At 40.1% G+C, this 11,854-nt stretch carries 12 protein-coding genes and 1 pseudogene; 2 read left to right on the top strand and 11 right to left on the bottom strand.

The features are described 5' to 3' along the window. Positions 1-53 precede the first annotated feature (53 nt). Positions 54-464, top strand: a complete 411-nt coding sequence (locus tag AC0L4E_RS09710) for a PliI family lysozyme inhibitor of I-type lysozyme (protein ID WP_473679031.1) — start codon at positions 54-56, stop codon at positions 462-464. Between the two features lie 120 nt (positions 465-584). On the opposite strand, the gene AC0L4E_RS09705 is transcribed toward AC0L4E_RS09710, so the two are convergent. The 5 genes and pseudogenes from AC0L4E_RS09705 to AC0L4E_RS09685 all read right to left on the bottom strand — a co-directional run bounded on the left by AC0L4E_RS09705 (position 585) and on the right by AC0L4E_RS09685 (position 5,795). After that, a complete protein-coding gene (locus tag AC0L4E_RS09705) occupies positions 585-929 on the bottom strand; it encodes a hypothetical protein (protein WP_473679030.1) in 345 nt (114 codons plus the stop codon). Between the two features lie 249 nt (positions 930-1,178). After that, positions 1,179-1,592 carry a CBS domain-containing protein gene (locus AC0L4E_RS09700; protein WP_473679029.1) on the bottom strand — a complete coding sequence of 138 codons (414 nt, stop codon included), beginning with the start codon at positions 1,590-1,592 and terminating at the stop codon, positions 1,179-1,181. A gap of 172 nt (positions 1,593-1,764) precedes the next feature. Next, positions 1,765-3,500, bottom strand: a pseudogene (gene olsF / locus AC0L4E_RS09695) (bifunctional ornithine lipid synthase OlsF). Between the two features lie 61 nt (positions 3,501-3,561). Continuing rightward, positions 3,562-4,464, bottom strand: coding sequence for a UDP-2,3-diacylglucosamine diphosphatase (locus AC0L4E_RS09690; RefSeq protein ID WP_473679028.1), 903 nt, complete (start codon positions 4,462-4,464; stop codon positions 3,562-3,564). A 299-nt stretch (positions 4,465-4,763) separates the two neighbouring features. After that, positions 4,764-5,795 (bottom strand): Glu/Leu/Phe/Val dehydrogenase dimerization domain-containing protein, encoded by a 1,032-nt coding sequence (locus AC0L4E_RS09685; RefSeq protein WP_299569410.1) that lies wholly within the window; start codon positions 5,793-5,795, stop codon positions 4,764-4,766. A 262-nt stretch (positions 5,796-6,057) separates the two neighbouring features. Here AC0L4E_RS09685 and AC0L4E_RS09680 point away from each other — a divergent pair, with 262 nt between their 5' ends. After that, positions 6,058-6,504 carry a DUF4826 family protein gene (locus AC0L4E_RS09680; RefSeq protein ID WP_473679027.1) on the top strand — a complete coding sequence of 149 codons (447 nt, stop codon included), beginning with the start codon at positions 6,058-6,060 and terminating at the stop codon, positions 6,502-6,504. Between the two features lie 175 nt (positions 6,505-6,679). Here AC0L4E_RS09680 and hisIE read toward each other — a convergent pair whose 3' ends face one another. From hisIE to hisC, 6 genes are all read right to left on the bottom strand, one after another. Next, a complete protein-coding gene (hisIE, locus tag AC0L4E_RS09675) occupies positions 6,680-7,312 on the bottom strand; it encodes a bifunctional phosphoribosyl-AMP cyclohydrolase/phosphoribosyl-ATP diphosphatase HisIE (protein WP_473679026.1) in 633 nt (210 codons plus the stop codon). 52 nt (positions 7,313-7,364) lie between these two features. Then, positions 7,365-8,138 carry an imidazole glycerol phosphate synthase subunit HisF gene (gene hisF, locus AC0L4E_RS09670; protein ID WP_473679025.1) on the bottom strand — a complete coding sequence of 258 codons (774 nt, stop codon included), beginning with the start codon at positions 8,136-8,138 and terminating at the stop codon, positions 7,365-7,367. Continuing rightward, entirely contained in the window at positions 8,120-8,857 is a 738-nt protein-coding gene (gene hisA / locus AC0L4E_RS09665) for a 1-(5-phosphoribosyl)-5-[(5-phosphoribosylamino)methylideneamino]imidazole-4-carboxamide isomerase (protein ID WP_473679024.1), read from the bottom strand. Before hisA ends, hisF begins: the two co-directional genes overlap by 19 nt. Further along, entirely contained in the window at positions 8,854-9,477 is a 624-nt protein-coding gene (gene hisH / locus AC0L4E_RS09660; protein WP_473681588.1) for an imidazole glycerol phosphate synthase subunit HisH, read from the bottom strand. Before hisH ends, hisA begins: the two co-directional genes overlap by 4 nt. Before the next feature lie 32 nt (positions 9,478-9,509). Beyond that, entirely contained in the window at positions 9,510-10,577 is a 1,068-nt protein-coding gene (gene hisB / locus AC0L4E_RS09655) for a bifunctional histidinol-phosphatase/imidazoleglycerol-phosphate dehydratase HisB (RefSeq protein WP_473679023.1), read from the bottom strand. An 81-nt stretch (positions 10,578-10,658) separates the two neighbouring features. After that, positions 10,659-11,747 (bottom strand): histidinol-phosphate transaminase, encoded by a 1,089-nt coding sequence (gene hisC, locus AC0L4E_RS09650; RefSeq protein ID WP_473679022.1) that lies wholly within the window; start codon positions 11,745-11,747, stop codon positions 10,659-10,661. Positions 11,748-11,854: the final 107 nt, after the last annotated feature.

Raw genomic sequence — 11,854 nt, 5'->3', positions numbered from 1 at the left:
AGCTGATGTCGTTATTTCGATAAATTTGGGTCTGTCGTATATAGGTGAAAGTGATGAAGTTATTTACTAAAACAATAGCGTTAATATCAATGTTCATGCTCACGTTTGTAAGCATTGCCCCTGCTCAATCCCATGAGTTGTATGAGTTAACTACATCAAATGGTGGCACATATGTGAAATCCTTCACCTTTAACAATGGTCAAAGTGTTGTGGTTGCAGAAGGGCGTATTGAACCTCGCTCAATTGGATCGATAAGCATCAAATTATATAAAGACCTCAATGTGGGTGATTTTACTCAAGGGATTTTTATACCAAGAGATGGCACTATTTTATCTGTCGAAGTTGTTGAAGATACTATTGATAAACAGAAGCTTAAAATAATTACAGTAACCGCAGGTAGTGGAAATTATCAGGCTATTGGTTATGTTTGTGTTGAAAATGAGCAAGTTAGCCAATGTGAGTAACGCACTAATTTAAGTTGGAAACTGATATAAAAAAAGCCGCAATAGCGGCTTTTTATGTGATTGAATTTCGCACCAGATCTAGACTGACATTATTTAATCATTAACTAAGAATCTGGACGTTTAGCTTAACCAATACAGCCCTAAGCTGCTCATACATGCCAGCATCAAAGAGGCTTCAAAAACCATTTTGCTACTGAACAAGCTCTGCTTTCCTTGTTTTAAACTCGCTATAAACTCATTCTGCTTATAAAGCTTGCAGGTAAGTCTCTCTGTTTGAGGATCAATCAGTAATTGTAAGCGACAGGGCTTACCATTGTTTAGCTTAATTTTGTGGGTACTACGTTGTCCAAAATTAACTTTTGTCGATACGATCTTGTCATTTACAAGTACACGCTCTAAACCAATCCAGTCACTAGCCAGCAATTCTATTTTTTCCTGATTTAAATGATATTTGAAACTCGTCATGAATATCTCCTTGGCCTGTGAACCTACCCTAAGATAAGCAGACAAATGTGACGTTTTCCACCAAGAAAAATGAAGTTTATTTGAATGAAAGGGTATGTGACTGTTGAGATTAAGGAATTTATTTTTATTATTTTTTATTGACAACAAAGGGTTTTGAACTAGCTACAAATTGATGGTTGGCATATGAAAGCGCAATTAAAAAGTTATTAAAACAGTAGGTTAACCTTATCTTTTGTCTGTGTCGTTAACTTATTCCTTTAAAGCACAGTAATGACCTAATAGATCCCGCCAACTGACGATCCCAACTAATTCATCATCTTGCAGTACTGGAAAGCAGGTAATACCTTTGGTCAGCATTAACTGTGACGCAGTTTGAATATCAAGCGAAGGATTTACTGTAATAGGACCATGTGCCATGACTTGATGTACCCGTTTATTGAGTGTTTCAATATCACGTGTTAGCTCAGCTGCAGTGCCAATATTTGGGCTGATGGCGTTGATTAAATCTGTTCGAGCCAAAATACCTGCAATGGTATTATTTTCGTCAAGCACGACTAAATGATGAAAAGGCACATTATCAAAGATTTCTTTGGCAGTGCTGATGCGGTCATCCATTTCGATGGTGACAACTCTTGGGCTCATTATTTGCTCAATTGTGACCATATTGCTTCTCCTTTTCAATTAATCTAGTTATATCAGACAATTGTAAAGTGAACAAATAAACCCATTGTTCTTAAAGCTTATAAGTGCGGCATAAAAATAATCAAGAGTCACGCAGTAAAGATAATAGGCTTAATTTTAATACATGACTTTCTGCTGTTAAGTACATGATGTCTTAATCATGTTTTTGCACGTCTAAATGAAAATCAATATAGCGCTGTCTTTTTTTCGGTTTCAGCGCATGTACGTCCACTAATACAAGCCCATCAATACAATTACCAAAATCGGTATCGATACCAAAATCAACAAACTTCACTCCATCTTCTTGGCAGAGTTCGCCATATTGCTTGTACAGGGGGGAACAGCAGCGCCCATATTGGCTAGGGTGTGTTTTAACACCTTAAAACAACTTGAATAGTCATTATCTACATATAAACGGTTTAATTCGTGTAATCGTTTATCAGTGAACTGATATGGACAGTTAGATGTTGCTAATTTTACTGGTATTGAAAAATGTTGTTGGTAAAAGTGGACCATCATTTCTTTGGCTTGTTCTGGTAATTGATCGCTAATAGACACGGGACCAAATAAGTATCGGAACTGTGGATTTTTAGCCAAATACGCGCCAATGCCTAACCAAAGGTAGTCAAGGCTTCGCTTACCCCAGTATTTAGGTTGCACAAAACTTCTACCAAGTTCCAATCCATTTTCGAAATAGGGCGCGAACTCTTCCGAGTAATTAAACAAGGATTGACTATATAGTTCTGTTTTACCTTGTTGCTCATGAACTTGTTTTGCACTGGCAAATCGGTACGAGCCTACTATTTCTAAAGCATCTTTATCCCATAGGACTAAGTGTTGGTAGTATGGATCGTATTGATCATTATCGCGGCGATTCCCGCTCCCTTCGCCTACTGCGCGAAAGGCAATTTCCCGCAAGCGACCAATTTCTCGCATAATCGGGCTGCAGTCGTGATGTTGATATAAAAATATTTGTTTGTTGTCGTTAGTTTCGCCCAGTAATTCACATTGCTGTAATGCGCTTTGCAGTTCACTACGTGACTCAGGATGCGCAATAGCGTTTTGAGTGGCAAATATTGGGCTACGATCTTTACCGATGCGATATAGGTGATTTTTAAGTAGCTGCACTTTGGTTTTGCGGGAAAAGTCATTACTGGTAATGGCTTCTTTGGGGATTAACTTACCAATTCTCACAGGCATGGTGCGCTTAGCTTGTTTGAACATCTCTTTGACTAACAGCAAGCTTGCTAATGGTTTGTATATCATTGAGGCGCCATAAAAAGCGGCTGAATTTTTTGCATCTACATACATAGGCAATAATGGTGCGTTACAGGTATTGGCCATTTTTAAAAAGCCCGAATGCCACTTCAAATCTGTCACGCCTGTCGGCCTTAATCTAGACACTTCTCCAGATGGGAAGATAAGCACTGCGCCTTCATTTTTAAGATGCCGATGGATATTTTCAAGGTGCTGCCTAGGCGTTCCGCCAGACATGTTATTAACAGGAAGCAGTATTGAATGCATTGGCTCTAATGCCATTAATAGCTCATTTGCCACGACTTTTATGTCAGGTCTAACTTGGCTAATCAACTTGATTAATGCGAGAGCGTCGAGTGAGCCAATAGGGTGATTGGCGTAAATTACTACTCGCCCTTCAATGGGAATGTTTTCAATTTCATTGCTTGGCACAGAGTAGTTAAAGTCGAAGCAATCTAAAACGTGTTCAACAAAATCGACACCCTTTAGATATGAAAACTCAGCAGCAATGTCATTACATTGTTTTTCGTTTAATAAATAACGCAGCATGGCTTTTGTTGGAGTAGCTAACCAGGGGGTTTTATTCAAATTAGGTAAGTTTTTTTGAACCACGTTCTCTACGGTAAAAATCATTGTGATGACCTTTTTGTTCTTATCAAGTTGATGTGTGTAGCGTTGCTATACACGACCGTTGCTATGCCACTTTTTGTTTATATTCTGGTGCTTGTTGCACATTTAGCTGAAATTGCTTGAGTACTTTTGTGGTTGATGCTTCGTCACTCCATCGCAATAGCTGTAATTCACCGGTGAGTGTTTCGGCTATCAAGGTACAGTTCTCAACCCAGTCGCCATCGTTGGCATAAATAATGTCATCGTGAAGGGAAAGTTCTGGTTGATGGATATGTCCACAGACAACAGCTTGAACATCTTGTGTTTTGGCATACCGCAGCACGGCATCACGGTACATCTCTATGGCATGTTGGGCTTTATTTACCCGTAACTTTACGTAACTGGCTAATGACCAATATGAAAAACCACATGCATGTCTTATTTGATGCAGCTTACGGTTTAGGAATAGTAAAACATCGTATAAATGATCGCCGAGCTTGGCGTAAGTGCGACTGATACAAACCTCTGAATCAAATTGATCGCCGTGCAGCATTAAGATTCGTTCACCACTAATGCATTGGTGGACATATTGATTAGCCATGGTGATTCCCCACAAATGAAAGTCGGTATATGACTTAAAGGCTTCATCATGGTTACCTGGCATGTACTTAATTTGAGTCCCATCTTTTGCGAGTTGCAATAACTTTTGCAGTACCAAATTATGGCTTTCAGGCCAATAAACACGCTTTTTTAATGCCCAGATATCAATAATGTCGCCAACCAAGTAAATTTGGTTTGCCTGTGTTTGTGACAATAGCTTTAACAAAAACTCAGCTTTACAATCTACGCTGCCTAGATGGACATCAGATAGCCAAAGAGCGTTAAAGCGCTGCTTGATATTAACAGGAGGAAGGGCGCTTCCATCAGAGGAGGTCACTTGTGAAAATGGATTAAAGCTTGCTTTGTTATCAACATGACTTTGAGACATTTACGCTTCGCCTAACAATGGATTTCAAAGCTAGCTTAGGGGATGTTTTTGAATAATAAATGACGTAATCATGTCAAATTGGTGACAGGGTTAATAAATTGTTAGTTCAAGCAAGGTGAGCTTTGCAGACATATTTAAAGAAATATAAAATTTAAATGTGTTGACGCAATTAATGATTTAACTGTTTTGTGGAACTGAAAGTATTGAAGTAGCAGATATAAAAAAGGAGCAACTGAATCCAGTTACTCCTCTAAATTTATTACGCCGCGACTTAATCAGTTGCAGTGCATTGCTTAGACTTACTTAGCAGCATTAATGATGGCGCGAGCCATATCATCTGCAACATCACCAGTAGTGCGGTTATCTTTTTCCGCTTCATCAAAGATTTTAGTCAGTGTGTTATAAATCTCTTCAACTTTAGCTGTTGATTTAGCTGCATCATAATCACTTTCAAATGACACATTGATGATACCACCAGCATTTATCACGTAATCAGGTGCGTATAAAATGCCTTTTTCTTTAAGGGTTTCACCGTGACGCACTTCTGCAAGTTGATTGTTTGCACAACCAGCAACGATGGTTGCTTTTAACTGTGGAATAGTCGTGTCGTTGATTGTTGCACCTAATGCACATGGCGCGTATACATCAACGTCTTGGCTGTAGATATCTTGTGGTGCCACGATAGTTGCACCAAATTCAGTGGCAACTTTATCGAGTGATGCCTGATGAATATCAGTAACGATAAGTTCGGCGCCTTCTTCATGTAAATGCTTACATAAGTAGTAACCTACATGGCCAACGCCTTGAACTGAAATCTTAAGACCTTTAAGGCTGTCAACACCACGTTGATGCTTAACTGCCGCTTTGATACCTAAATACGTACCTAATGCAGTGAAAGGAGATGGATCGCCACTCTTACCTTCAAGACCAGCCATATATGGGGTTTCTTCATGAGCAATCATGATATCTGCAGTCGATACGCCCACGTCTTCAGCTGAGAAGTATTTGCCGCCAAGAGTATGAATACAACGGCCAAATGCACGAAATAATGCTTCTCTATCAGTCATTTTTGGATCGGCAATAATGACTGATTTGCCACCGCCCATCGTTAAACCTGCAAGAGCATTTTTGTATGTCATGCCACGAGAAAGACGTAGTACATCGTTTACCGCTTCATCATCTGAATCGTAGTTCCACATACGACAACCACCTACGGCAGGGCCTAGGTTGGTGTTATGAATTGCAATAATTGCTTTTAAGCCACTTTCTTGATCGTGACAAAAGACGACTTGTTCGTGGTTATCAAACGATACATGATTAAATAAAGCCACTTGTGTTCTCCGCTGTGCGATAAAAAAGTCGTTAGAGTGTATGGGATAACGACTGCTTGTTATTATTTATTGCAGAACGATAGCATTTAGCGATACTCTCAACAAAGATAGATTCATATAATTTTGTGATCTACGTGGCAATTTAGCTTGCCACTTTACGTAAACGTAAACTTTTTATGCGTTTCGTTACATTTGTCACCTTTTTTGAGGTGTTGATGTTATTTTTATGATGGCAAATATAACAATAAAATAGGAAGAAACAATGACCGAGTCAGTGGCTGAGCCGAAAACAGAACAACAAGATCCTGAAGTATTAAGACAGCAGTGGGTCCAAGCGCAATTTCAAAAAGCCAATCGCTTCCTTGCTGAAAAAGGTGTCATTCCATCAAAAGTAATCGCTGATGAAAGCCGTTATTTAGTGCCTTATCTCGCTATTTGGAAAATGGAATCTAAGCAACCTACTAAGCAAACTTTCTGGGTGATGTCTGGTGATTTACCTTCAGATTATGTGGATGTAAAAGTGGCTGGAACGGCTCGTGAAGCTATCCGTCATTTCTCAATGATGTGGCAACTTAAAGCTGAAAATTTACAAAAATCTGGCGCTACGCGTGATGAAACCCAACTAAAATTTGCTAATTTATTAGTTTCTCGCGCTGAGAGCTTATATAAACTGCAAAATGATGAGAAATTGTGGGAAGAACAGGCTTAAATCTGAGCTGATAAGTTTGAGTTAAGTTTTATATTCATCAAACGAATAGCGATATATTAAAAAAGGCACCTTCAAGGTGCCTTTTTTAGTTTGAAGCATTAATTATTAACACTCGTTTTTTACGTTAGCTATAAGCGTTATTTTTCATTAATGCTTAAGCTGATAAATTACCTAGCTATTTACTCTCTAAGTGGCGCTGCATTAAGTTGTTGTTCACTTCGGCCATTGATAGTTGTTGATCTTCTAACAATACAATTAGGTGATACATTAGGTCAGAGGCTTCATTGATTAACTCTTCTTTATCGTTAGTCGCTGCAGCTAGTGCAGTTTCTAAACCTTCTTCACCGACTTTTTGCGCAATTCTTTTAGTGCCACGCTCAAATAAAGACGCGGTATAGCTTGAATCAGCACTTTGTCCTTTACGAGAAATAATTAAGTTGGTTAAGTTATCGATAAAAGGGTGGGCGTTGCCATCAGGCCAGCAACTTTCAGTGCCTGTATGGCATGTTGGACCATTAGGAATAACTTGCACCAGTAAACTGTCATTGTCACAATCTTTATCAATTGCCACTAAATCTAATGTGTTGCCAGAGGTTTCCCCCTTAGTCCATAAGCGCTGTTTTGAACGACTGAAAAAGGTCACTTTGCCAGTTTCTAAGGTATGTTCTAATGCGGCTTTATCCATATAACCTAGCATTAATACTTTACCTGTAAGATGATTTTGAACAACCGCAGGGATCATATTATCTTGCTTGTCCCAAGCAAGTGTTGAGATATCAAAATTTACTGTTGAAGATTGGGTCATCATTTTTACTCTTCTTATATTGTTCTTATCAGTTATCGAACAAACAAATTATCTATTAAAGACGTATTGCAATGTTTTCATTGGCTAAATATTGCTTTAGCTCATTGATATCGATAATGCCTTTATGGAACACACTCGCGGCTAATGCTGCATCTACTTTAGCTTGTTCAAAAACATCTTTAAAATGTGCCATTGTACCTGCGCCGCCAGAAGCGATTAACGGTACATCACATATAGCTCTGACAATACTGAGTTGTTTTATATCATAACCGCCTCGTACGCCATCTTGGTTCATGACATTAAGTACGATTTCACCGCAGCCACGTTTTTGTACCTCTTCTACCCAATCCTGTGTAAACCACTGGGTATCTTTGGTGGCAGCTTCATCACCGGTAAATTGCTTTACTTTGTAACTGTCAGACTCTGCATCGTAAAATGAGTCAATCCCAATGACGATACATTGGCGACCAAATTCATCTTGTAAACGCGAGATTAAACTTGGATCGGTTAAGGCTGGAGAGTTAATTGATATTTTATCTGCGCCGAAAGCCAACATTTGTCTAGCTTGTTCGATGGTTTTAATGCCGCCAGCAACGCAAAAGGGAATATCGATTTGCGCTGCAACACGGCTAACCCAAGACTTATCAATGACTCTGTCATGGGCGCTAGCGGTAATATCATAAAAAACCAGCTCATCAGCGCCTTCTAGTGCGTATCTTGCTGCTAATGGCTCAATTTCACCGATGATTTCATGGTTTCTAAATTGAACCCCTTTAACGACTTGTCCATCACGAACATCAAGGCAAGGAACTAAGCGTTTGGCCAACATGTAATCGCCTCCTCAACAGTGAAGTTCTCGATTAAAAGCGCTTTACCTATGATGATGCCGTCAGCTTTGCTGTCTCTAACCGCAGCGACATCATCAAGAGTGGCAATACCACCAGAGGCTTGCCATTTAATATCTGGATAAGTTGCAGCAAGCTCTTGATACAAATTAGTGTTAGCGCCTTGTAAGGTGCCGTCACGGCTGATGTCGGTCACTAGAGCGTGCTTAAGACCTACGCTACTAAATTCACTTACGAGAGATTCAAGTGACTTGCCGCCGCCTGTTTGCCAGCCCGATACCGCAACAATTTTTTCGCCATTATCATTGATGTTCACGTCTAACGCTAAGCAAATAGCGTCACTGCCATATTTTACAAACCAGCTTTTGACTAACTCAGGCTCTTTTACCGCTAATGAACCAATAACAACCCGTTTAACGCCGATGTCGAGTAACTCTTTTACTTGTTGCTCGCTACGAATACCGCCGCCCACTTGAATATCTGTTTTTAAACCTGCAACTAACTCTGAAATCAGTTTGATTTGACGTTTTTCAGGATCTTTTGCACCGGTTAAATCGACAATATGAAGTAAATTGGCACCTTGTGCCTCATAGGATTGAAGCTGAGACAGTGGACTTAAATCAAAAGTGGTTTTTTGTTGATAATCGCCCTGATAAAGTCGGACAACTTGACCATCGATTAAATCAATTGCTGGAATAATCATGCTTGGTTCCCCATATTTAGGAAATTTTGTAATATTTTTGAGCCAATAGCAGCACTTTTTTCAGGGTGAAATTGCACCCCGAAAAAGTTGTCTTTACCAATTGCGGCGCTAAATTGTTCGCCGTATTGCGATGTGGCAATCGTGTATTCGCTGATTGGTGCTTTAAAGCTATGGACGAAATACACATAGCTACCGTCTTCAATACCAGCAAAAAGAGGGTGGTCAGATACCGTAATTTGATTCCAACCCATGTGCGGTAAAGGCAAACCTTGACTGTCTAAATCGTTTATTTGCGTTGGGATTAGCCCTAAACATTCGATGTCATTGTCGCTGCGGCCACCATGTTCGTTAGATTTTTCTGTCATCATCTGCATACCTAAACACACGCCCATGACTGGTTGAGTCAGGCTTTTGATGATGTTAATTAAGTCCCGGCTAACTAATGCATCCATCGCAGCACCCGCAGTTCCTACACCGGGTAATACGACTCTGGCTGCTGACTTAATGACGTCGTGATCCGCCGATACGATGACATCTGCTTGTAAACGCTCGAATGCGAATCTTACAGAGCTTAAGTTGGCGCAGCCCGTATCCAGTATCACAGTGGTATTTTGACTCATTTTTGTTGTGGTATTTGTCATTGCTACAACCTTTAAAGAACGCCTTTACTTGATGGCAAAATATCGCCTTCGACTTTCACTGCTTGGCGAAGCGTTCGGCCTAGCACTTTAAATAGGGCTTCAACTTTGTGGTGATCGTTATCGCCATCAGTGCTGATGTGTAATGTGCAGCGAAGTCCGTCTGCAAATGAGCGGAAAAAGTGCGGCACCATTTCAGTGGCCATTTCACCCACCATTTCACGATCAAATTGAGCATTAAACTTAATTAAAGGTCGACCTGAGATATCCATTAAACATTCACCATTAGCTTCATCCATAGGCAGACTAAAGCCAAAACGAGCGATACCACGTTTATCTCCTAGGGCTTGACGCAGGGCATCACCAATGGCGAGTGCAGTGTCTTCAACGCTGTGGTGATCGTCAATTTCTAAATCGCCATCAACAGATACATCCATTTTGAAGTTACCGTGAGTTTGAATTTGATCTAGCATGTGGTCGAAAAAGCCAATGCCAGTATCAATTTTACCTTTGCTGGTGTCGTCTAAATTGATATTCACTTTGATGTCTGTTTCTTTGGTGGTGCGAACCACTTCACTGATGCGACCTTTATTAAGCAAGGCATCGGTAATCGCTAACCAATCAAGGCTTTCACGCGCATATTGGAAACTGGCAATACCCATTGCATTGGCAAGTTCTACATCGGTGTGACGATCGCCAATAACCGCAGAGGTGGTGAAATCAACTTTACCTTGAGTTAAATAATCTTTGACTAGGCCAAGCTTTGGTTTACGACAGCTACAATTTTCATGTTCAAAATGCGGACAAATCACCACGTCATCAAATTTAACCCCTTGGCTTTCGAAAATTTGCATCATCATATTATGGGGTGCATCGAAGTCTGCTTGCGGAAACGAGTCCGTGCCCAACCCATCTTGATTAGATACCATCACCAGTCGATAGCCTGCACTTTGTAACTTCAATAAAGAAGGAATGACTTGTGGCTCAAATACTAGTTTATCTAGACGATCTAATTGTTTATCGATGGCAGGTTCTTCCACTAAAGTGCCGTCTCTATCGATAAATAAAATTTTCTGCTTCATGGGACTTCCTTTAATTTTTCATTATTCTGTTTCGTTATCGAGCGCTGACTTACTCGTTCAGCTTTAAAGCTGATAACTTAATTAATTATGTTGACTAAAAATGGCGATGAGTCGGTCAGTATCAGACGCCTCACTAAAACTAAATCGAATGCGGTTTTGTAAACGGGCATCTTTATAAGCTCTTGCCACAATGCCAGCTTGTTGAAGTGTTTGGCTAACATCGGCGGTATCATCAAATTCTGCTAAAACGAAGTTACCATTAGCGGGTAATACTTTGGCGCCGTATTCAGTTAATGCTTGGCTTAGGCGTTTGCCTTGTTCTGAAAGTTGTTTTACTTGTTTCTGCATTAGTGCAATACCTTGTGAAGATAGTGCCTTTTCTGCCACTTGAGATACAGGTAGCGGGACAGGGTATGGGGCTATAACTCGCATGATTAAATCAATGATGTCGGTATTGGCCATTAAAAAACCACAACGTGCGCCAGCTAATGCAAAGGCTTTTGATAAGGTTCTAAGTACTACTAAATTGGGATAAGTTTCCACTATATCCGCAACTGTATAGGCTGCAGAAAACTCAATATAAGCTTCATCTACCACGACAATCTTATTTGGCATCGCGATAATGGCTTGTTCAATGGATTGTTTATCGATGATGGTGCCGGTGGGATTATTTGGATTACATAAAAACACGATTTTGGCATCAGCAGTTTGCTCGGCAAACCCGGTTGGCAATTGATACTCATCGGTAAGCGATAGGTTGATTACGCCAACATTAAATGTTTGCGCGCTGATAGCGTACATGCCGTAAGTTGGGCCAAAACAAGCAATGCTGTCTTTACCTGGAGTACAAAAAGCGCGAATCAATAACTCAATCCCTTCATCTGCGCCGCGAGTCGATACGATGGATTGAGCATTCACACCAGAATAATCACTATATGCATTAATTAAACTATCAGGTTGGCACTCTGGGTAACGGTTTAGTTTGTCTAACTCACTATTATTGAACGGTGATTCATTAGCATTGATCCACACATCGCCGCGACCGCCAATACGTCTAGCACTTTCATAGGGCGTTAACGCCAATAACTCAGGCCTTGCTAATTGTTCAGCTAGGCTTAGATTGCTGTTAGGTGCTATTGAGTCACTAATTTTTGTGTTTACATTGGCCATTATCAATTCTTCTGTTATCTGCTTTCTGCTATGTGTTTTTACTTATCAAGTATCAAGTATCAAGTATCAAGTATGTTAGTTAGCGTTACCGCTTGCCTGACAAAAAC

The organism is Shewanella sp. GJ50-10, from assembly GCF_055808815.1.
The sequence above is the reverse complement of the archived record's forward strand: the minus strand, read 5'-3'. Positions and strand labels throughout refer to the sequence as shown.

What these genes read in the sequence shown, in the direction of transcription:
- hisC (WP_473679022.1), bottom strand. Translation starts at nt 11,747, where the DNA reads ATGGCCAATGTAAACACAAAAATTAGTGACTCAATAGCACCTAACAGC.
- AC0L4E_RS09700 (WP_473679029.1), bottom strand. Translation starts at nt 1,592, where the DNA reads ATGGTCACAATTGAGCAAATAATGAGCCCAAGAGTTGTCACCATCGAA.
- hisB (WP_473679023.1), bottom strand. Translation starts at nt 10,577, where the DNA reads ATGAAGCAGAAAATTTTATTTATCGATAGAGACGGCACTTTAGTGGAA.
- hisIE (WP_473679026.1), bottom strand. Translation starts at nt 7,312, where the DNA reads ATGATGACCCAATCTTCAACAGTAAATTTTGATATCTCAACACTTGCT.
- AC0L4E_RS09680 (WP_473679027.1), top strand. Translation starts at nt 6,058, where the DNA reads ATGACCGAGTCAGTGGCTGAGCCGAAAACAGAACAACAAGATCCTGAA.
- hisF (WP_473679025.1), bottom strand. Translation starts at nt 8,138, where the DNA reads ATGTTGGCCAAACGCTTAGTTCCTTGCCTTGATGTTCGTGATGGACAA.
- hisA (WP_473679024.1), bottom strand. Translation starts at nt 8,857, where the DNA reads ATGATTATTCCAGCAATTGATTTAATCGATGGTCAAGTTGTCCGACTT.
- hisH (WP_473681588.1), bottom strand. Translation starts at nt 9,477, where the DNA reads ATGAGTCAAAATACCACTGTGATACTGGATACGGGCTGCGCCAACTTA.
- AC0L4E_RS09690 (WP_473679028.1), bottom strand. Translation starts at nt 4,464, where the DNA reads ATGTCTCAAAGTCATGTTGATAACAAAGCAAGCTTTAATCCATTTTCA.
- AC0L4E_RS09705 (WP_473679030.1), bottom strand. Translation starts at nt 929, where the DNA reads ATGACGAGTTTCAAATATCATTTAAATCAGGAAAAAATAGAATTGCTG.
- AC0L4E_RS09710 (WP_473679031.1), top strand. Translation starts at nt 54, where the DNA reads ATGAAGTTATTTACTAAAACAATAGCGTTAATATCAATGTTCATGCTC.